The organism is Flavobacterium galactosi (assembly GCF_048158585.1).
Classification (GTDB): domain Bacteria; phylum Bacteroidota; class Bacteroidia; order Flavobacteriales; family Flavobacteriaceae; genus Flavobacterium; species Flavobacterium galactosi.
In genome coordinates this window covers 250,493-271,093 of the sequence record NZ_JBLNKV010000001.1, presented here as the reverse complement: position 1 = coordinate 271,093, position 20,601 = coordinate 250,493, and the positions used below count along the sequence as shown (strand labels likewise).

General features: G+C 34.5%; 17 protein-coding genes. 9 read left to right on the top strand and 8 right to left on the bottom strand.

The window, feature by feature from the left end:
- The first annotated feature begins 169 nt into the window (after nucleotides 1-169).
- The 4 genes from ACM55M_RS01170 (at nucleotide 170) to ACM55M_RS01155 (ending at nucleotide 4,561) form a co-directional block, all read left to right on the top strand.
- On the top strand, nucleotides 170-1,309 hold the full coding sequence (locus ACM55M_RS01170) for an aminotransferase class I/II-fold pyridoxal phosphate-dependent enzyme (RefSeq protein ID WP_416855631.1): 1,140 nt from the start codon (nucleotides 170-172) through the stop codon (nucleotides 1,307-1,309).
- 52 nt (nucleotides 1,310-1,361) lie between these two features.
- A complete protein-coding gene (gene bioD / locus ACM55M_RS01165; protein ID WP_416855630.1) occupies nucleotides 1,362-1,979 on the top strand; it encodes a dethiobiotin synthase in 618 nt (205 codons plus the stop codon).
- A 55-nt stretch (nucleotides 1,980-2,034) separates the two neighbouring features.
- On the top strand, nucleotides 2,035-3,306 hold the full coding sequence (bioA, locus tag ACM55M_RS01160) for an adenosylmethionine--8-amino-7-oxononanoate transaminase (protein ID WP_416855629.1): 1,272 nt from the start codon (nucleotides 2,035-2,037) through the stop codon (nucleotides 3,304-3,306).
- Nucleotides 3,307-3,406: 100 nt separating this feature from the next.
- A complete protein-coding gene (locus tag ACM55M_RS01155) occupies nucleotides 3,407-4,561 on the top strand; it encodes a beta-ketoacyl synthase N-terminal-like domain-containing protein (protein WP_416856270.1) in 1,155 nt (384 codons plus the stop codon).
- 19 nt (nucleotides 4,562-4,580) lie between these two features.
- On the opposite strand, the gene ACM55M_RS01150 is transcribed toward ACM55M_RS01155, so the two are convergent.
- The 6 genes from ACM55M_RS01150 to ACM55M_RS01125 form a co-directional block, all read right to left on the bottom strand.
- Entirely contained in the window at nucleotides 4,581-5,060 is a 480-nt protein-coding gene (locus tag ACM55M_RS01150; RefSeq protein ID WP_416855628.1) for a regulatory protein RecX, read from the bottom strand.
- A 249-nt stretch (nucleotides 5,061-5,309) separates the two neighbouring features.
- The gene (locus ACM55M_RS01145) at nucleotides 5,310-8,483 is read right to left on the bottom strand and encodes an efflux RND transporter permease subunit (RefSeq protein WP_416855626.1); all 3,174 of its coding nucleotides are present in this window, start codon (nucleotides 8,481-8,483) and stop codon (nucleotides 5,310-5,312) included.
- A gap of 79 nt (nucleotides 8,484-8,562) precedes the next feature.
- Nucleotides 8,563-9,624 (bottom strand): efflux RND transporter periplasmic adaptor subunit, encoded by a 1,062-nt coding sequence (locus tag ACM55M_RS01140; protein WP_416855625.1) that lies wholly within the window; start codon nucleotides 9,622-9,624, stop codon nucleotides 8,563-8,565.
- 4 nt (nucleotides 9,625-9,628) lie between these two features.
- The gene (locus ACM55M_RS01135) at nucleotides 9,629-10,972 is read right to left on the bottom strand and encodes a TolC family protein (RefSeq protein WP_416855624.1); all 1,344 of its coding nucleotides are present in this window, start codon (nucleotides 10,970-10,972) and stop codon (nucleotides 9,629-9,631) included.
- Complete coding sequence (locus tag ACM55M_RS01130) at nucleotides 10,972-11,568, bottom strand: TetR/AcrR family transcriptional regulator (protein WP_416855623.1); 597 nt, start codon at nucleotides 11,566-11,568, stop codon at nucleotides 10,972-10,974. Before ACM55M_RS01130 ends, ACM55M_RS01135 begins: the two co-directional genes overlap by 1 nt.
- Before the next feature lie 130 nt (nucleotides 11,569-11,698).
- Nucleotides 11,699-12,220: a YceI family protein gene (locus ACM55M_RS01125; protein ID WP_416855621.1), complete on the bottom strand. Its 522-nt coding sequence runs from the start codon at nucleotides 12,218-12,220 to the stop codon at nucleotides 11,699-11,701.
- 196 nt (nucleotides 12,221-12,416) lie between these two features.
- Between ACM55M_RS01125 and ACM55M_RS01120 the strand changes: the two genes are divergently transcribed.
- A complete protein-coding gene (locus ACM55M_RS01120; RefSeq protein WP_416855620.1) occupies nucleotides 12,417-13,391 on the top strand; it encodes a polyprenyl synthetase family protein in 975 nt (324 codons plus the stop codon).
- Nucleotides 13,392-13,528: 137 nt separating this feature from the next.
- Nucleotides 13,529-13,879 (top strand): hypothetical protein, encoded by a 351-nt coding sequence (locus ACM55M_RS01115; protein ID WP_416855619.1) that lies wholly within the window; start codon nucleotides 13,529-13,531, stop codon nucleotides 13,877-13,879.
- Here ACM55M_RS01115 and ACM55M_RS01110 read toward each other — a convergent pair whose 3' ends face one another.
- Both ACM55M_RS01110 and ACM55M_RS01105 read right to left on the bottom strand, forming a co-directional pair.
- Nucleotides 13,880-15,211, bottom strand: coding sequence for an alkaline phosphatase D family protein (locus tag ACM55M_RS01110; protein WP_416855618.1), 1,332 nt, complete (start codon nucleotides 15,209-15,211; stop codon nucleotides 13,880-13,882). It lies immediately after the preceding gene.
- A gap of 9 nt (nucleotides 15,212-15,220) precedes the next feature.
- Nucleotides 15,221-15,763, bottom strand: coding sequence for a hypothetical protein (locus tag ACM55M_RS01105; protein WP_416855617.1), 543 nt, complete (start codon nucleotides 15,761-15,763; stop codon nucleotides 15,221-15,223).
- 117 nt (nucleotides 15,764-15,880) lie between these two features.
- On the opposite strand from ACM55M_RS01105, the gene ACM55M_RS01100 reads away from it, so the two are divergent.
- The 3 genes from ACM55M_RS01100 (at nucleotide 15,881) to odhB (ending at nucleotide 20,561) form a co-directional block, all read left to right on the top strand.
- A complete protein-coding gene (locus ACM55M_RS01100) occupies nucleotides 15,881-18,652 on the top strand; it encodes a 2-oxoglutarate dehydrogenase E1 component (RefSeq protein ID WP_416855616.1) in 2,772 nt (923 codons plus the stop codon).
- A gap of 7 nt (nucleotides 18,653-18,659) precedes the next feature.
- Complete coding sequence (locus ACM55M_RS01095; protein WP_416855615.1) at nucleotides 18,660-19,241, top strand: hypothetical protein; 582 nt, start codon at nucleotides 18,660-18,662, stop codon at nucleotides 19,239-19,241.
- A gap of 81 nt (nucleotides 19,242-19,322) precedes the next feature.
- Nucleotides 19,323-20,561, top strand: a complete 1,239-nt coding sequence (gene odhB / locus ACM55M_RS01090; protein ID WP_416855614.1) for a 2-oxoglutarate dehydrogenase complex dihydrolipoyllysine-residue succinyltransferase — start codon at nucleotides 19,323-19,325, stop codon at nucleotides 20,559-20,561.
- Nucleotides 20,562-20,601: the final 40 nt, after the last annotated feature.

Genomic DNA, 20,601 nt, shown 5'->3' with positions numbered 1-20,601 from the left:
CGACTATTATTTTTCAGTTGTTAATTTTTAAAGAATTTAATTTTTATGAATAATGTAATCCGATTTGGAAGCGGAGTTAATACCTTATAAACGCATTAATTTTAAAATGGCATTAAACTAAAATGGTACAAAATACATAAACCGAAAAAGATGCTTATTTTTGTGACGTATGAGAAAATTTCCAAAAAATCTATCTGTTAAACTTGAAGCCCGAAAGCAAAATAATGCTTTGCGACAATTGCCTTTATCCAGCAAAGGGATTGATTTTGCTTCCAATGATTATCTTGGATTGTCTAAATCAGAAACTATTTTCCACGAGACACATCAGTATTTAATTAAAAACAATGGGATTCAAAATGGAGCTACGGGTTCCAGATTATTATCTGGAAACCATAAACTATATCCGGAAACCGAAAACTTCATCGCGCAGTTTCATAAATCAGAATCGGCGTTAATTTTTAATTCGGGTTATGATGCTAATGTTGGATTTTTTAGTTCGCTTCCGCAAAAAGGGGACTTGATTTTATACGACGAATTGTGTCACGCTTCCATTAGGGATGGAATTCAATTATCGAATGCCAAAGCCTATAAATTTAATCACAATGATTTTGAGGATTTGGAACGATTAATTCTTCGAAATCAAAACACGGTAATTTATATTGTTACCGAATCTGTTTTTTCAATGGACGGAGACACGCCCAATCTTGAAGAATTAGTAGAAGTATCCGAAAAACACAATTGTTATTTAGTTGTCGATGAAGCGCATGCTTTGGGTGTTTTTGGAGAGAAGGGGGAAGGATTGGTTCAGGATTTAAATCTGCAAGATCAGGTTTTTGCTCGAATTATGACTTTCGGAAAAGGATTGGGATGTCATGGTGCCGCGATTTTAGGCTCTGCAGAATTGAGGGATTATTTAGTGAATTTTTCACGAAGTTTTATTTACACCACAGGACTTTCGCCACATTCCGTTGCCACGATTTTAATGGGGTACCACTATTTAGACAAAGAAAATAAAAATATAGAACAGCTTCGAGAAAATATCATTCATTTCAATCAGGAAAAGAACTTAGTCGGATTAAAACAATTGTTTGTTAGAAGTAAATCGGCCATACAATCCGCCATTATTCCGGGAAATGAAAATGTTAAATCCATAGCCCAAAAACTACAAGAAAAAGGATTTGATGTAAAAGCCATACTTTCGCCAACAGTTCCCGAAGGGCAGGAACGACTGCGATTTTGTTTGCATAGCTTTAATTCAAAAGAAGAAATCTCCAAAGTAATGCGATTGTTAAGTACTTTTGTTTTTTAGTTCAAAACACCCTGTCATGGTTCAAAACCCTGACAGGGTAAAATTATAATAAATGAAACTATTCATCACAGGAATATCTACCGATGTCGGCAAGACTATTGCATCAGCCATTATAACGGAATCACTGGAAGCCGATTATTGGAAACCCATTCAAGCAGGTGATTTAGAAAATTCGGACAGTCATAAAATTAAATCGTTTTTGTCTAATAAAAAGACGGTAATTCATCCTAACAGTTATGCTTTGAATACGCCGGCAAGTCCGCATCTCGCAGCAGAATTAGATGGAATTGTTATTGATTTAAAGAAAATAACCGAACCTAAGACAGCGAATGATTTAGTAATTGAAGGGGCTGGAGGCGTTTTTGTACCATTAAATGCGAATGATTTGGTTATTGATTTGATTCAGCCCGATTATAAAGTGATTGTTGTTTCCAGACATTATTTGGGAAGCATCAATCATACTTTACTCACTATTGAAGCCTTACAAAACCGAAAAATAAATAGTGTCGGAATCATTTTTAATGGCGAAGAAAACAAAGCTACAGAAACAATAATTTTGAATAAAACAGGTATAAAATGCATTGGAAGAATTGAGCAGGAACCGTATTTCGACCAAAATGTAATAAAAGAATATGCTGATTTGTTTCGAGAGAAACTATTGGAGTTGTAACTTCTAATTTTGAAATCTGAAATCAGTAATCGTTAATCAAAAATCAAAAATTCAAATGAATTTAACCGAAAGAGACCGCCAATATCTTTGGCATCCTTATACACAACACAAAACCGCAGCGTTGCCCATTGCCATTAAAAAAGGCGAAGGCGCTTTGCTTTGGGACGAAAATGATAAAGAATATATTGATGCAATCGCTTCTTGGTGGGTAAATCCTTATGGCCATTCTAATAAATTCATTGCGGATGCGATTTACAAACAACTCACAACATTAGAGCATGTTCTCTTTGGTGGATTTACCCATGAGCCAGCAGTTTTGGTTGCCGAGAAGTTGATAGAAATTTTACCAAAAAACCAACAAAAAATATTCTTTTCGGATAATGGTTCTACGTCGGTTGAAGTAGCGATTAAGGTCGCTTTACAATATTTTTTCAATAAAGGGGAAAAGAGAACTACAATAATAGCTTTTGAAAATGCTTTTCATGGTGACACCTTTGCGGCAATGGCGGCAAGCGGAATTTCGTTTTATACGCAGGCCTTTCAAGGTATGTTCATTGATGTGGTTCGGATTCCAGTTCCGGTAAAAGGGAAAGAAAAGGAAAGTTATGATGCTTTAGAATCAGTTATAAAAAACAATAACTGTGCGGGTTTTATTTACGAGCCATTGGTTCAAGGAGCGGCAGGAATGGTGATGTATGAGCCGGAAGCATTAGATCAATTAATCCGGATTTGTCAGGAAAATAAGGTGCTCACCATTGCTGATGAAGTGATGACGGGTTTTGGAAAAACAGGAAAAATTTTTGCCACGGATTATCAGGTTGAAAAACCAGATATGATGTGTTTATCAAAAGCGTTGACCGGAGGTACTATTCCTATGGCAATTACCACTTTTACCCAAGACATTTTCGAAGCGTTTTATGATGAGGATATTAATAAAGCATTGTTTCACGGACATACTTTTACGGCAAATCCTACAGGTTGTGCGGCGGCTTTGGCAAGTTTTGAATTGTTGCAAACAAATGAAATGCAAGCTAATATTGTTCGCGTAAATAAAAGGCATTTAGACTTTCAGGAACATATAAAAAACCATCCAAAAGTAACCACAACTCGTGTGCTCGGAGTCATTTTTGCTTTAGAAATAAAAACCGAAAGTGCTGCCAGTTATTATGGAACCTTGCGTAACAAACTCTATGATTTCTTTATTGAAAATGGAATAATTCTGCGTCCAGTTGGCAACATAGTTTATATTTTGCCTCCTTATATTATCACCGATGAGCAATTGCAAAAAGTATATCAAGTGGTTGAAAAGGCTTTAGAAATAGCTTAAATTTATAACAATAAAGCGGTATTTTGAATGTATAAATTTTCAAACCCTCGTGAACTTTGCAAAAACTTTGCGACCTTTGCACTTAAATAACAACACTATTTTGTCTCAAACAATCTCTATAACTGCCATTGCTTCCATTTCACCTTTAGGGAATACACCAGAAGGGATTTGGGAAAATTATCTTAATAAAAATCATTGTTTTACGGAACATGTTTTAGATAATAAAAAAACTTTTATAGCAGCGTTAGACAATGATTCAGAACAAGTTATTGCTGAATTACGAGAATCAGACAATAAATACAAATCGTTAGATAAATCCGTTTTGTATGCTATGGCGGCTTCCAGAAAAGCGATGCTAAATGCAGGTTGGACTCAAAATGATATTTTCGGAATCAACATTGGTTCTTCTCGCGGTGCAACTGATTTATTCGAGAAACACTATCAAGAATATTTAGAAACAGGAAAAGCGCATACACTTGCTTCACCTACAACAACTCTGGGTAATATTTCGTCGTGGGTAAGCCATGATTTGCAAAGTTTAGGTCCAGAAATTTCACACTCCATTACGTGTTCTACTGCTTTGCATGCAGTATTAAATGGTGTCGCTTGGCTACGGTCTGGAATGTCGGATAAATTTCTGGTTGGTGGTAGCGAAGCACCTTTAACCGATTTTACGATTGCGCAAATGCGGGCGCTTAAAATTTATTCGAATAGTGAAGAGACGTATCCCAATCGTGCTCTTGATTTAGAAAAAAAACAAAGCAGCATGATTCTTGGTGAAGGCGCGGGTGTCTGTTGTCTCGAAATTGGTAAAAAAGAAAAGGCACTGGCTTATATCGAAGGAATTGGTTATGCAACAGAAATTTTGGAACATAATATTTCCATTTCGGCAGAAGCGACTTGTTTCCAGAAATCAATGAAAATGGCCTTACAAAATACGGATTTATCCGAAGTTGATGTGATTGTCATGCATGCGCCAGGAACGATAAAAGGCGATTTGACAGAATACAAAGCGATTGAGAAAGTCTTTGGAGCAAAGCTTCCTTTATTGACTACCAATAAATGGAAAATTGGACACACTTTTGGCGCCTCAGGAATACTCAGTATGGAATTGGCCATCATGATGATGCAACACAATAGGTTCATTGGAGTCCCTTTTGCGGAAGCACAATTACAGACAAAACCGATTAGAAAAGTATTAATTAATGCTGTAGGTTTTGGTGGAAATGCGGTAAGCGTACTTTTGAGTTTGTAGTTAGGATTAAACCTGTTTTTTATTCTTCTTTTGAATTCTCCAGCTCTTTGACTTTTTCAAAGACTAAATTACTTTCAAATCCTCTGCGTAACATATAATCACAGAATTTTTTACGTTTTTTCATCAAATTAGTTTCTCGTATGAATTCCCAATGTCTTTCGGCTAACGTGTGAAAAGTTGCTGCATATTCTTCAGGAGAGATTTCCTTCAGTGCAATATTAATAAGAGTTTGTGTTATTTTTTTTGACTTTAATTCGTTTACTATCCTAATTTTTCCCCAATGTTTAATGCGGTGTTTTCCTCTTGCAAAACTACAGGCAAAACGTTCTTCATTGAGAAAATTATCACTAATGAGATGAACCATAATGGTATCAATTTCTTCAGAATCCATCTTCATGCTTCTCAATTTTTGCACCACTTCTTCATGACAACGTTCTTGATAGGCGCAAAAATGTTCTATCTTATGTATGGCTTCTTTTATGGAAAAAACGTCATTCATTGGTTTTCTTATTTATTGACTTTGTGAAATAATGAGTGCCGTTAAATAAAAAACAGCGCTATTAATTGGTACAAAAATAAGACTTTAATCAGAGACAATCCGAAACATGAAAAAACATTTAATCTTCTTACAATTCCAAAACGGTATTGAAACAAAAAACCGTCGCAAGAACATTCCTGCAACGGTTTAATTAATTTTATCTGATAAATGGGTATCGCTTTTTAGGGCGAGGACATTTTTAATTTAGTATTATAAGGTGTGTTTTGGATTAAAACCATCTTCACTTAATTCAGTATGGACATAATCGGCAACCATTTCAGCTTCATAATCTGTTTTTTCTCCTTTACTAAATTTAGAAATTAATTTTTCCATAATTTCATAAATCACAGGAACGACAATCAAGGTTAAGAATAACGAGGAAATTAATCCTCCGATAATTACCCAAGCCAAACCATTTTTCCATTCGGCTCCAGCTCCAGATGCTAATGCAATTGGGAACATACCAAATACCATTGCAATAGTCGTCATCAAAATTGGACGAAGTCTTGCATGATTCGCTTGAATTAATGCATTTCTTATCGATTCTCCCGCAGCCCTTCTTTGATTAGTATAATCGACTAGCATAATCGCATTTTTACAAACCAAACCAATTAGCATAATCATACCAAGAATGGTAAATATATTCAATGTTTTGTTCGTCAATGCCAAAGCTAATAAGGCTCCAATAAACGAAAGCGGAATAGCAAACAATACTACAAATGGATGCGCAAAACTGTCATACAATCCAACCATTACAAGGTAAACTAATATAATAGCCGCTAGCAATGCAATTCCTAATGTTCCAAAACCTTCCGATTGATTTTCCTGATCTCCACCCCAAATATAATTTACACCGGTTGGCTTTTTCAGTTTGTCTAATTTTTCTTGCCATTGATTGACAATAGTTCCAGCTGGGACACCAATATTTTGTCCTTTTACAGTAACCGATGCTGTTTTATCTCTACGTTCCAATTGACTTGGCCCAGAACCTTCTTTTACAGTCGCAAATTGTGATAATTTGATTTGCTCGCCTCTATCATTTATAAAAATCAAGTTGCTTACATCACTAATGCTTTTTCTGTCAAAACTATTGTATTTGATATTGATGTCATATTCATATTCTCCAGCTCTAAATTTCCCATCCGTATTTCCGCTGTAGGCCGTTTGCATGGTTAAACCAACAGTTTGAAGACTCAATCCAAGTGCTGCCATTTTATCTCTATCTACTTTGACATTAATTTCTGGATTTCCATCTTCTACAGATAATTTAATTTCTGTTGCTCCTGGAATTTTATATAATTCAGCTTCAGCCTGTTTTGCAAAAGCCATCGCGCTTTCTAGTGAAGAACCTGTTACGATTAATCCTAATGTAGCATCTTCGGCAGTTCCTAAAATACCAACAGGGGCAGTTTTTACTTTTGCTCCAACCAATACTTTTTCTAACTTCCGTTTTATTTTTGCAGAATATACAGAGGCTTCATCAGAACGGTCTTTTTTATCAACCATTTTCACGTCAATCTCTGATTTGTAGGCGGTGGCTTGTGATGCTCCTAAACCTTCACTGGTTTGCCCAACGGTTGTGATTTGACTTTTTACATATTCTTGAGTTTTCAAAAAGGCTTCTGCTTTTTGAGTCATAAAGTTAGTTTGTTCTAATGACGCATCTTTTGGCATTTCTATTTGAACTAAAAATTCCCCACTATCTGATGCTGCAAAAAACTCTCCACCAATAAATCCTGCTGGAATAAGTGCTATGGAACTAAAAAATAACAATAGTACAATCGCTAAAGTAGTCTTGTAATGGTCTAAAGACCACGTTAACAAGCCAGAAATCCAGTTGATAAAACGAGTTAAGTAGCTTTCGAACCCAAGAATAATTCTTCCAAAAAGATTTTTACCTTCTATGTGTTCTAATTTTCCATAACGGGAAGACAACCAAGGGATAATGGTAAACGAAGCTAAAAGTGACAGTAAGGTTGAGATAATTACAGTGACACAAAATTGTGTAATAATGTTTGAAACCATACCAGAACTCATTGCAATTGGTAAAAATACGACAACAATTACCAGGGTAATTGAAGTTACGGTTCCTCCAATTTCGGCAGTTCCATCATAGGAGGCACGTACTCGGTTTTTACCCATTTCCATGTGTCGGTAAATATTCTCCAATACCACAATGGCATCATCCACCAAAATACCAACAACAAGTGATAATCCTAATAAACTCATTAAATTTAGTGTGTACCCTAGCAAGTAAATTCCAATAAATGTTGAAATCAATGAAGCAGGTATAGAAACCATTACAATCAAGGAGTTTCTAATACTATGCAAGAAAAACAACATTACGAAAGCTACCAAAAATACGGCAATCAATAAATCGTGTACTACAGAATCTGCTGCTTCTAATGTGAAAACGGTACTGTCTTTTGCTACTTCTAGTTTCAGTTGATTGACTTTGTAGTCACTTTCCAGTTTAGTAACTGTTTTTAATAATTCTTCACTTACTGCAACTGCATTGGCGTCAGATTGTTTTACGATTTGTAAAATAATGGCGCTTTTTTGATCAATACGAGCGACTTTTTCGGCAATTTTTTGTGTGTCTTGAACATCGGCAATATCACCCAAGCGAACTTGAATTCCATTGTTTGATGAAACAATTAGGTTTTTTAATTCCTCAACGTTTTTGTATTTTCCGGCTAAACGAATTAAGATTTTTTGTTCACGAGTTTGAATATTTCCTGTAGGGAAATCAAGATTAGAACTCAAAATATTTTGTTGCACTTGTGGAACAGAAAGTCCATATCCCTGCATTTTTACGGCGTCTAGATTGACTTGAATTTCACGTTCTTGTCCCCCGATAATACTTACTTGAGCGACACCGGCTACACGAGATAAAACAGGTGCTATTTTTTTATCAATTAAATCATAGAAAGCTGCTTCATCCATCTTTCCATTGGCACCAATGGTCATAATTGGTAAATCACTTAAGGAGAATTTACTCAAAGACGGTGTTTTCGCATCATCCGGTAAATCACTGATAATAGCATTTATTTTGCGTTGCGCATCATTCATGGAAATATCAACATCAGCATCAGAGGTTAAAGTGATAGAAACTGTTGATAAACTTTCGTATGATTTAGAGTCTAATTTTTTGATATTTTCTAAAGAAGCAACCGCATCTTCAATTTTTTTGGTCACTGTATTTTCGACTTCACTTGGAGAAGCTCCAGGATATACGGTCGCAATGGTAATTACATTGGTTTCGAATTTAGGAATTAATTCGTAGCCCAATTGAGTGTAACTGAATAATCCTCCTAGAATTAGAATTGTAAACAATACAATTACTAATGAGGGACGCTTTATGGATATTTCTGCTAATTTCATATATTTTTATTGTTGATTATTAATGGTTCATCTAGTTTTTAAGGTCAATTAGTTATAATTGGCCATTACCATTAACAAATTATTTAATAATATCCACTTTATACCCGTCTTGAAGGTTGATTTGACCTGTAACAATTACAGTTTCACCATCAGAAAGGCCGTTTAAAATTTCTACTTTGTCGCCAAAAATTCTTCCGGCAGTTACCGTTTTTAGTTTAGCAACTCCGTTTTCTGCTACAAATACTTGGTTGGTGCTTACACTTCCTACAAATGCATTTCTAGGAACAATCATCAACGATTGTTTTTGTTGGCTTGAAGCAAATTCAGCAGTTCCATACATCCCTGCTTTCAAATCATTAGAGGAATTATTAGCAATTTCTATTTCTATAGGAAAGTTTAAACGGGAATCCGCTTTTGGGGCGATAAAAGTAATCTTACCTGAAAAAGTAGCATCAGGATAAACACTTGCTTTAACATTCACAATGTTTCCTAATTTTAAACCGGCTACTTGATTTTCATTAACCGTAACTTTTAATTTTAACCGGGTAACATTTACAATGTCAAACATTTGCGTTGCAGCACCAAGAACGGATCCTGGCTCAATATATTTTTTATTTACAATACCGTTAATGGTAGATTTGATATTAGTATCGCCAATATTAACTTTAGCTTGCTGTAATCTTGATTTTGCAGTTACTAACCCTAATTTTGCCTGATCTAATTGTTGTTTGGTAACTCCTCCTGTTTTGAATGCGTTTTCAAAGCGATTGTAATCACTTAATGCATTTTGATAGGAAGCTTGAGCTGTTTCTAAGTCCGAAGAAATTTGTTCGCTTCTTACAATTGCCAGGGTTTGACCTATATGTACTGTTGATCCTTCGTCTACTAAAACACGTACCACTCTTCCTGGTTTTTCTGCCGAAAAACTCAATTCTTGCAGTGGCTCAAAATTTCCATTTGCCGAAAAATCAAGTGAAACTTCTTCCGTTTTTACCGTTCCAACTTTAACGGAAACACTTGCGTTTTTTTCAGCTACAAGAGCTGTTTTTGCTTCGTTTTCTTTTTTGTTATTAGTTAAAACTACTGCTATGATTGCTATTGCGCTTAAAATGATTATTCCGGTTATTATATTTTTTTTCATGTTCTTAGTTGTTTAGTAATGTTTTTAATTCTCCTTTTGATTTGATTAATTGAATTTCTGCCAGTTTGTAATCTAATATTGCAGAAGTATAATTGTTTTGTGCTTCTGTTAATGAATTTTCCGCATCCAATAAATCGGTTAGAGAAGCTAATCCTTGTACGTAATTATTTCTGGTGTTGCTTAAAACGTCTTGTGCTAATTGCGCATTTATCTTTTGGTTATTGATGGTAATGACGCTGTTATTAATTTGAATGTTTGCATTTTCATACGCCAAATCAAGACTTAATTTGGTGTCATTTATGTCTTCTTTCAAGGATCTTAAATTGACATCTGCTTGTCTCACTTTTGCTCGAGTTGAAAATCCTGTAAAAATGGGCACTTTTAAATTCAAACCAATCGAAGAGAAATCAGACCAATAAACGCCGTCAGCCGGTTTTGCTCCCCAAGGCATTTTTGGACCTTGACCAATATAATTGTAACCTGCTGAAAGGGATAGCGTTGGGTAATAGGCGGCTTCGTCCGCTTTCTTTTGAAACATTAATAATTGTTCTTGTTTTTTCAAAAGCAAATATTCCGTTCTGTTTGCCGTATTTGGCGCTTCAGATAATGCTTGAGGTGTAACTTGAAATTCTGTTTGAGGAATACTGATTTTAGTTTCAATTGGCATCCCGATGTAAAATTTTAAAGCGTTTTCCTGCAATTGAACCGCATTTAAAACTTGTTGGCGTTGGGTATTAATGTTTGAAATTTTTACTAAAATTCTATCCAAGTCAATTTTTTTGGCCAGACCATTATCAAATTGCCCTTTTATTATAGTTTTTACTTTATTGGTGTTAACATAATTGCTGTCCAGTACATTTAATCGTTGACGTTGAACATATACTTGGTAATAATTATTTGCCACTCTTTCAATTACTTGCTCTTCGGTCAATTGATCGTTTATCTGATAGAATTCTCTAGTTGATCTAGCGGCTTTTAAACCTGTAAAGACAGATTGGTCAAAAAGAGTTTGTGTCAAAGAAACACCAGCTGTTGAATTCCATTTCTGGCCAAAATTAGCTTGAATGGTTGTCCCTTGTTCCCCGCCAAAAGAACCTGCGTCAAGGAAAGTAGTTTGCAAAATTGGGTTGTATGTCAATCCTCCATTTGCAGAAATTTGCGGTAGCGCTTTGGAACGAACTTCTTCAATTTGATATTCGCTATTTTCTACTTTTAGTTTTGCTTTTTTTGCATCTGCTTTATTTTCCAGAGCATATGTAATCGCATCTTTTAGCGTTAACGATTTGGTTTCTTGTGATTTTGCGGTCACAGCAAAAACCAAGAATGTGAGTAAAATTATATTCTTCATTATATAGTATGGTTTAGTAAATGTTTTTCAAGTTCAAGTATTCCTTTTGGTGTCGCCATGGCTCTGGTATGGTATTCCAAAATTTCAAGTTCTATTTTTTGAGCTTCTTTTTCAGAACTTGTGTTGGCTTTAATGTTGAATACCAAGAGGTAATAAAATTGGATATAATTTTCAATGTTGATGTTTTCTCGATACAAACCTTGTTGGATTCCTTTTCTTATATTTTGTTCGAAAGCCGCATTGCATTCGTTTATTTCTCGCGACATTACCTTTTCATATATTTCCGGATAATGTTTTTTCAATTGATATATGGGAGAGTTATCAGATGATTTAAACATTTCTTTGAACATTTTTCGTATCTCGAAATTTTCCTCAATTGCGTTGTGATTTTTGGTTATGATGTTATCAATAATTTGGTGTACTTCTTTATGTATTGACGCAGTGCTTTCCTCAATAAGTATTTCTTTATTGCAAAAATATTTATAGATTGTTTTTTTAGAAATGCACATTTCCCCAGCAATATCATCCATAGTAATGCTTTTAAAACCTAGTTTTAGAAACATGTCGCTTGCTTTTGATATAATTTTCTCTTTCATTTTCGTATGCTAAAATCGTTTCAGTATTTGGGTTCTTTTATTTAAAGTGTTTAATTTCGATGCAAATATAACTCGGAAACGTTTAACACTGAAATAGTTTCCTTAAATTTTATGATTATTTAACATTTGTTTAAACAGTGAATTCTAAATTTGCAATAAGCTTAATGTCTTGTCCTATAGCTAAACCTCCCGTTTGGTTAAAGGAATTGAAAGTTAATCCAAAATCTTTACGGTTGATTGCTCCTGTTATTTCAAAAGCTGCTTTTTGATCGCCATTATAAGAGTTGATTCCAATGAACTCTGCATCAAGTTCAACAACTTTTGTGACGTTTTTAATGGTTAAATTTCCTTTCAAAAAATTAATATTCTTGTTGACTTTTTGAAAAGAGGTAGACTTGAAACTTATTATTGGATACTCATTTACATCAAAAAAATCATTCAGTTTTAGATGAGAATCAATTTGCTCCAGTTTTGTATCGGTGTTGTTTACGTTTAAATAAAATTCGATTGAAGCATCTTCAATTTCATCGTCCTGAATGTCTATGTGACCTTTGAATTTGTTGATTGTTCCTGCTAAGTAGGCAATTATGGAGTGTCTTATTTTAATCAGAACATCAGATTGTGTGGAATCAATTGTCCATGTTGTTGTCATAATATTTTAGGTTTTATTTAGGTTTCAGAATGGTTTGAAATGATTTTAATTGAAATGTTAAATTTGGATGCAAATGTAAATAGGAAACTTTGAATACCAAAATAGTTTCCAATGTATTTTTAATTATTTAACATTTCATTAAGAAACGTAATTTGGAATTAAGAGTGAATACTGTAAATTAGCCAAAAATTAATTTATGCATACCATTTATCAGTATCAGGAGTTTATTTCGGAATATTTGCAATCGCAATATGAAGCCAAAGAGCCCAAAAATTTGTATGAACCCATACATTATATTTTAGATCTTGGAGGGAAAAGAATGCGTCCGGTACTTACACTTATGAGCGCTGAAGTTTTTGATGCAGATTATAAAAAAGCGTTGCCAGCTGCTTTGGCTGTTGAGGTTTTTCATAATTTTTCGTTGGTTCATGATGATATTATGGACGATGCTCCTTTGCGAAGGGGGAAGCAAACGGTACATGAGAAATGGAATATAAATACCGGAATTTTATCTGGTGATGCGATGTTGATTTTGGCATATCAATATTTTGAGAAATACCAACCTAAAATATTTCGTAAACTGGCTAAATTGTTCAGTAAAACTGCTCTTGAAGTTTGCGAAGGACAACAATGGGATGTGGATTTTGAAGTTAGAGATGATGTTACCATTCCGGAATACCTTAAAATGATCGAATATAAAACAGCCGTTTTAGTTGCTGCAGCAATGAAAATGGGTGCTATTATTGCTAAAGCCTCAAAGGAAAATGCAAATCTAATTTATGATTTCGGACTAAATTTAGGATTGGCTTTTCAATTGCAGGATGATTATCTGGATGCTTTCGGTGATCCGGAAACTTTTGGAAAACAAGTTGGCGGTGATATTATTGAAAACAAAAAAACGTATTTATATCTAAAAGCTGTTGCCTTTTCAGAAAAAGAGCAGCAACAACAATTGATGGATTTGTTTTCTGTTCAACCAGAAGATAATTCAGATAAAATCAAGGCGGTGAAAGAGATTTTTAATACTTCAGGAGCTTCAAAAGCAACACAAGATGCCATTCAGGATTTTACATTTAAAGCTTTCCAAACATTAGATAAAATGAATATCAGTGTTGATAAAAAAGCAATGTTAAGAGCTTTTGGTGAAAATTTAATGGGAAGAAAAGTTTAGATTTTTGATTGCAGAAGTTTTACTTCGGATAAATAATGGTTTATTTCAAAAATCAGTATAATTCAAAAAAATCAAACATTTAGAGCAGTTTCTTAAAATCAAAAATCTAAATTCGTTAATCAACAATCTGAAATCAAATGTTTATAGCTCCAAAAAATACTGATTTACTACTTACCGAAGCGGAAGGAGAAAATTTATATTTGAAATTAATTGAACAGATGAATAAGGATTTCAATCTTGCGAACGAAGGAATTGATTTTCCGTTAAGTATTTCTCCCGATGAATTAAAGATACAATTACATGAAAAAATCTACAGACTAATTCAATATAAATTTGCCGAGTATCTTAATCTACTTTACATAATTGATGTTTCTGAAGAACAAATAAAAAAGCTGGACGGTTCAGATTTAGTAATTCTTTCCGAACAAGTAGCTTTTCTAATTCTAAAAAGAGAATGGCAAAAAGTATGGTTTAGGAATAAGTATTAGTTACTGTAATTCTTTTTTTAAGATTATTTTATTCCATAATTCATTTCCATTTACATCAAATAAAGTAAGTTTCATTTGTCGGTTTTCTTTCGAACCTAAAAACGAGATTGTCCCAAAATTATTCTGTACAAATGCGCTCCCAATAACTTTATATTTATTGTTTTCATCTAACACTTTTTTAGAGACAATTCCAGCTGTCAATGGCGAAACGGTCCAGTCATAAATGGGATAAGTGTTTTCACGAGGAAGCATTGACATTTCGGCAAAATGCCTGTCGCCAGTTAGAAAAAAGACTCCTTTTATTTTATTGTCTATAATCTCCTTCAGTAGTTTTTCTTTTTCTTCAGGAAAGCGGTCATAATTCTCGGTGTCTGGAACAGTGTTAATTACCTGACCGCCAATTACTATTATTTTAAAACTGGCATCTGATGAACTTAAAGCATCAATAAGCCATTCGAATTGTGTAGTTCCTATCATAGTTTTATCGCCAGTAATTCTATTGTCCGGAGATCTGAAAAAGCGGTCGTCAATTAGAAAAAACTGCGCATCACCCCAATTAAAAGTAGAAAAAATACCTTCATTTTGATTCGGACTTATTCCATAACTTTTATTACCCCAGAAATCTTTAAATGCTTTTTGAGTGATGTGTTTGTTATAAAAACTACGGTCGCTGTCATCCGGACCAAAATCATGATCATCCCAAATTGCAAAATTTTGAGTTTTTGCCAACAAGGGCTGAATCTCCTTGATAGATCTCGAATGTGTGTTTCTATGGTAAATTCCTGTTTTGCTATCCCAATCAGCTTCTCTAAGATAGGAGTTGTCTCCGCCCCAAATCATAATGTCTGGATTTTTTTTAGCAATACTTTCAAAAATAGAATATCCGCTTCCATACGGTTTTCCGGGTCTGTCAAATTCAGTTTCATTGATATACATGCAGCTGCCAAATGCTACTGTGAAATCAGGTGCATCTTCTCGCCATTGCCATAATTTTTTTGACGAAAACGAAGTTTCATAAGGCAATTCAATTTTTTTATTGTTTATAAAAATGTTGTAATTGTATTTTTTGCCAGGTTGTAACTGGTCTAAAATAATATGATAGGTATACCCGACATCTTTTGAAGAAGTGTAATTATCAGAGTAAAATATTTTGGACGGATTATCAGTTGAGAAATAGGCAACTTTGACTGTAGCGTCTTTATTGGTTTGTAACCAAATAACGGCTTCTTTCATTTCACAATAACCTACCATAGGGCCAGATTGTAAAATATTATTTTGCGCAAAACAAGTATTTATAAATAGAATGCAGAATAATTGTAGTGTCTTTTTCATGATGTTAAATTAAAAATAAACCCTTACAAAAGGCATAAAGGCGCTGCCATAAACATTGTTATTGTCATTTAATACATTGTAACGAGCACCAATAGTTACATTCCCAGTTCTATAACCGGCACCAAGAAACAAACCGGTGTTCCAGTAATCTTGGGAATTGCTATTGGAACCATCTAAATCTACATTGACTCTTAATTCCTCTAACTCAGCCGAAAGTTGAATTTCGTTAATGGGATTAAAGAGTCCTATAATACTGCCGCCATATAAATGGGAGGCATAATAATTCCTTTGTTTTACATACTTGTATTGTGCTCCAAGACCCAAAGCTACATATTGATTGAAATTATAAATAGCACTTGGGGCTATGGAAATATCCGTATAGCCAGAGCCAAAACTTAATCCGATTCCGCCTCCAAATTGAACTTTTTTCCAAAAATTACTTTGCGATTGGGGATCAATCGTTTGTTGTTGTGCTAATAAAAAACCGGAAGAGAATAAGGTTATCGAAATCAAAAAAGTTCTTAAAATGGCTAATTGATGAGTTTTTTTCATGTTTTAAGGGTTTTTTTAACAAATTTTTACGTAAAAGTACGTAAAAAATCGATTTAGATAGAATTGATTATCGTACTTTTGTCAAACTATTTAACAAAAAGTATATTCACTAGCATTATGGATAGGTTTTCATTTTTAAACGCAGCACACACCGAATTTTTCGCACAATTATACGATCAATATTTAGTAAATCCAGATAGCGTAGAGCCAAGTTGGAGAAGTTTTTTTCAAGGTTTCGACTTTGGAATGACTACTTATAATGAGGAGAATCCCATAACCTACATCGCAAATGTAGCTGCTGGGAACATGGAGAGTACGAATGTATCGGAAAAACTTCAAAAAGAATTTAACGTACTAAAATTGATTGACGGGTACCGTTCTCGTGGACATTTGTTTACAAAAACAAATCCCGTAAGAGAAAGAAGAGCTACTTTGCCTACACTGGACATCGTGAATTTTTCGCTTTCGGCAGCAGATTTAAATACTGTTTTTGATGCGGCAAAGGTTATCGGTATTCAGCCTTGTACACTTCAGGAAATTATAATGCACCTTGAGGCAATCTATTGTCAGCACATTGGGGTCGAGTATATGTATATTCGTAAACCGGAAGTGGTGGACTGGATTCAGAATAAATTGGGGATAAATGATAATCAGCCTAATTTTTCTGCTGAGGAGAAGAAATCCATTCTTGATAAATTAAATGAAGCAGTTTCTTTCGAGAATTTTCTACATACAAAATATGTCGGTCAAAAACGATTTTCACTTGAAGGAGGAGAATCTGTAATTCCAGCTTTGGATGCTTTGATTGAAAAAGCAGCCGAAAAAGGAGTGGAACAATTTGTAATGGGAATGGCTCATAGAGGTCGTTTGAATGTTTTGGCAAATATTTTTGGTAAATCTACCCAAGACATTTTTGGAGAATTTGACGGAAAGGATTACGATCAGGAATATTTTGATGGGGACGTAAAATACCATTTAGGTCTTACAGCTGATAAAGTTACCCGTACAGGAAAAAAGATAAATATTAATTTAGCTCCAAATCCTTCTCACCTTGAAACAGTGGGTGCAGTAATTGAAGGAATTACAAGAGCAAAACAAGATAAATATTTCCCTAATGATTTCTCTAAAGTATTGCCAATAGCCGTTCACGGGGATGCCGCAATTGCTGGTCAGGGAATTCTTTATGAAATAGTGCAAATGGCACAATTGGACGGATATAAAACGGGAGGTACCATTCACATTGTAATCAACAATCAGGTAGGTTTTACAACTAATTATCTGGATGCCCGTTCCTCAACCTATTGCACAGATGTTGCCAAAGTAACCCTTTCGCCAGTATTGCACGTAAATGCAGATGATGCAGAAGCGGTAGTACATGCGATGTCTTTTGCTTTGGATTTCAGAATGGAATTTGGTCGTGATGTATTCATCGATTTATTAGGATATAGAAAATACGGACACAATGAAGGTGACGAACCTCGTTTCACGCAGCCAGTTTTGTATAAAATTATTGCAAAACACCAAAATCCTAGAGACATTTATGCTGAAAAGTTACTGTCCGAAGGAGTTATTGATGCTACTTATGTAAATGGATTAGAAAAAGAATACAAATCTAATCTAGAAGTAAATCTTGAGGCATCCCGTAAAAAAGACTTGACAATTATTACTCCATTTATGAAAAATGAATGGAAAGGATTTGAACAAGTGACAGATACTCAAATGCTTGAAAACGTAGATACTTCTTATTCTAAAGACGAATTAGATTCTATCATAAAAACAATCTCAAGCTTACCGTCAGATAAGAAGTTCATCAATAAAATAAGTAAAATTGTTACTGATAGAAAAACGGGTTACGACAATAACACTATAGATTGGGGAACTGCAGAGGCATTAGCTTATGGTTCGCTTTTGACAGAAGGTTTTGATATTCGTATTTCAGGTCAAGACGTGGAGCGTGGTACATTCTCTCACCGCCACGCTGTGGTTAAAGTAGAAGATTCTGAGGAAGAAGTAATCTTATTGAATGCTATCGAAAATAAAAAAGGGAAATTCAATATTTTTAATTCTCTTTTATCTGAATATGGTGTTTTAGGTTTTGATTATGGCTACGCTCTAGCAAACCCAAATACACTTACAATATGGGAAGCACAGTTTGGAGATTTCAGTAATGGAGCTCAAATTATGATTGACCAATACATTTCTTGTGGGGAAGATAAATGGAACAATCAAAACGGTATTGTTTTATTATTGCCTCACGGATATGAAGGACAGGGAGCAGAACATTCCTCAGCTAGAATGGAACGTTATTTACAACTTTGCGCCAGACAAAACATGTATGTTGCTGATTGTACAACGCCAGCCAACTTCTTCCACTTGTTGAGAAGACAAATGAAAACCACTTTCCGTAAACCACTTATTGTGTTTACACCAAAAAGTTTATTGCGTGATCCAAGAGTAGTTTCTTCTGTTGAAGACTTTGCAAATGGTAGTTTTCAAGAAACATTTGATGATGTAACAGTAAATAAAGCGGAGGTGAAAACATTAGTTTTCTGTACGGGTAAATTCTATTATGACATTACTGCCGAAAGAGAAAATAACGGTCGTAACGATGTTGCAGTGGTTAGAATCGAACAATTATTCCCATTACCGGTAGAACAATTAAAAGCCATTATCGCTAAATATCCAAACGCCGATGATTATGTTTGGGCACAAGAAGAGCCTAAAAACATGGGAGCTTACAGTTATATGTTGATGAATTTCGATTTAGTAAAATGGAGATTGGCTTCGCTAAAAGCATATGCAGCACCGGCAGCAGGAAGTTATACAAGAGCGAAACGCCGTCAGGCCGATGCAATACGAATGGTATTCGATAAAAACTTATTTAGATAGTTTAATTATGAAAAAAATTATAGTATTATTATTTTTTAATCTGATTTTTGCTTTTTCATATTCTCAAGAATTAAGAAAACCAAGTGAAGGAAAGTCAATAGTTTATTTCACCAGAATATCATCAACAGGATTTTTAATTAATTTTAAATATTTTGATGGAGATAAATATTTAGGAAAGTTTAATCATGGAAAGTTTTTAGCTTACGAATGTGAACCAGGAAAACATTTGTTTTGGTCTAAATCTGAAAATATAGATTATCTGGAAGCTGAATTAGAAGCAGGGAAAGTCTATATAATTGATTCAGAGCCTCAAATGGGTGCTTTTAAGGCTGGAGTGAAATTAGTTCCTTTTGATAATAATCAGAATAATTATAAAAATATTAAAAAGTACGAAAGGAAAAAAGCAAATATTTTAGAAGCTATTTCAGGTGCAAAAGAATACAGTATTAGTGATGATGATTTGGATGAAGCCAAAAAAGATCAAGAGGATTTAATGAAACGTTCGATGGAAAAATATACCAAGCGAAAAGCAGATGGAGAAGTTTATACTATATTGCCAGTTAATAATAGTTATATTTCGACACCATAAACAAAAAAATAATCCAATTATTTTGTTAGTAATAAAGTAATTGTTGTAAAAATTAAAATTCATAATTTAAAATAATAGAACATGATTTTAGAAATGAAAGTCCCATCACCAGGGGAATCTATAAAAGAAGTTGAAATTGCAACTTGGTTGGTAAAAGACGGAGACTATGTAGAGAAAGACCAAGCAATTGCTGAGGTTGATTCTGATAAAGCAACATTAGAATTGCCTGCAGAAGCAAGCGGAATCATTACATTAAAAGCAGAAGAAGGCGATGCTGTAGCAGTAGGAGCAGTAGTTTGTTTAATCGACACTAGTGCTGCAAAACCATCTGGTGCTGCACCAGCGGCAGAAGTTGCAAAAGCAGTTGAAGCACCAAAAGCTGAAGTTAAAGCAGAAGCGCCAAAAGCGGCTCCGGTAGCGGCAGCTCCAGCAGCAACTTATGCTTCAGGAACTCCATCTCCGGCAGCAAGAAAAATATTAGACGAAAAAAATATAGCACCAGCTTCAGTAACAGGAACTGGAAAAGACGGAAGAATAACTAAAGATGATGCAGTAAATGCAGTTCCATCTATGGGAACACCTACAGGTGGATCTCGTGGAACAGAGCGTACTAAATTATCTATGTTGCGTAGAAAAGTAGCTGAAAGATTAGTTGCCGCTAAAAATGAAACAGCGATGTTGACTACTTTCAACGAGGTAAACATGACGCCTATCAACTTGATTCGTAATGAGTATAAAGATGCGTTCAAAGCAAAACATGGTGGAATTGGTTTAGGATATATGTCTTTCTTTACAAAAGCAGTAACCAGAGCATTAAAATTATTCCCAGATGTAAATTCAATGATGGATGGTGATCATAAGATTGCTTTCGATTTTTGCGACATTTCAATTGCGGTTTCAGGACCAAAAGGATTAATGGTTCCTGTAGTTCGTAATGCTGAAAACTTGACTTTCCGTGGAGTTGAAGCGGACATTAAAAGATTAGCATTAAAAGCTCGTGACGGTCAAATCACAGTTGACGATATGACTGGCGGAACGTTCACCATTACTAATGGTGGTGTTTTTGGAAGTATGTTAAGTACGCCAATTATTAATCCTCCACAATCAGGAATCCTTGGAATGCACAACATTATCGAGCGTCCTATTGCAGTAAATGGGAAAGTGGAAATTCACCCAATGATGTACGTAGCTTTATCGTATGACCACAGAATTATTGATGGACGTGAGTCTGTTGGGTTCTTGGTAGCAGTAAAAGAAGCTTTAGAAAATCCATTAGAATTATTGTTGGATAACAATCCTAAAAAAGCATTAGAATTGTAATACCTATTTTGTCATTCTGACAAGAAGAATCTCTATCCCG

Excerpts from the sequence above, each read along its gene's own strand:
- ACM55M_RS01145 (WP_416855626.1), bottom strand. The coding sequence starts at position 8,483 with ATGAAATTAGCAGAAATATCCATAAAGCGTCCCTCATTAGTAATTGTA.
- odhB (WP_416855614.1), top strand. The coding sequence starts at position 19,323 with ATGATTTTAGAAATGAAAGTCCCATCACCAGGGGAATCTATAAAAGAA.
- ACM55M_RS01115 (WP_416855619.1), top strand. The coding sequence starts at position 13,529 with ATGTTTATAGCTCCAAAAAATACTGATTTACTACTTACCGAAGCGGAA.
- ACM55M_RS01135 (WP_416855624.1), bottom strand. The coding sequence starts at position 10,972 with ATGAAGAATATAATTTTACTCACATTCTTGGTTTTTGCTGTGACCGCA.
- ACM55M_RS01150 (WP_416855628.1), bottom strand. The coding sequence starts at position 5,060 with ATGAATGACGTTTTTTCCATAAAAGAAGCCATACATAAGATAGAACAT.
- ACM55M_RS01125 (WP_416855621.1), bottom strand. The coding sequence starts at position 12,220 with ATGACAACAACATGGACAATTGATTCCACACAATCTGATGTTCTGATT.
- bioA (WP_416855629.1), top strand. The coding sequence starts at position 2,035 with ATGAATTTAACCGAAAGAGACCGCCAATATCTTTGGCATCCTTATACA.
- ACM55M_RS01100 (WP_416855616.1), top strand. The coding sequence starts at position 15,881 with ATGGATAGGTTTTCATTTTTAAACGCAGCACACACCGAATTTTTCGCA.
- ACM55M_RS01130 (WP_416855623.1), bottom strand. The coding sequence starts at position 11,568 with ATGAAAGAGAAAATTATATCAAAAGCAAGCGACATGTTTCTAAAACTA.
- ACM55M_RS01170 (WP_416855631.1), top strand. The coding sequence starts at position 170 with ATGAGAAAATTTCCAAAAAATCTATCTGTTAAACTTGAAGCCCGAAAG.
- ACM55M_RS01110 (WP_416855618.1), bottom strand. The coding sequence starts at position 15,211 with ATGAAAAAGACACTACAATTATTCTGCATTCTATTTATAAATACTTGT.
- ACM55M_RS01120 (WP_416855620.1), top strand. The coding sequence starts at position 12,417 with ATGCATACCATTTATCAGTATCAGGAGTTTATTTCGGAATATTTGCAA.
- ACM55M_RS01095 (WP_416855615.1), top strand. The coding sequence starts at position 18,660 with ATGAAAAAAATTATAGTATTATTATTTTTTAATCTGATTTTTGCTTTT.
- ACM55M_RS01105 (WP_416855617.1), bottom strand. The coding sequence starts at position 15,763 with ATGAAAAAAACTCATCAATTAGCCATTTTAAGAACTTTTTTGATTTCG.
- ACM55M_RS01140 (WP_416855625.1), bottom strand. The coding sequence starts at position 9,624 with ATGAAAAAAAATATAATAACCGGAATAATCATTTTAAGCGCAATAGCA.
- bioD (WP_416855630.1), top strand. The coding sequence starts at position 1,362 with ATGAAACTATTCATCACAGGAATATCTACCGATGTCGGCAAGACTATT.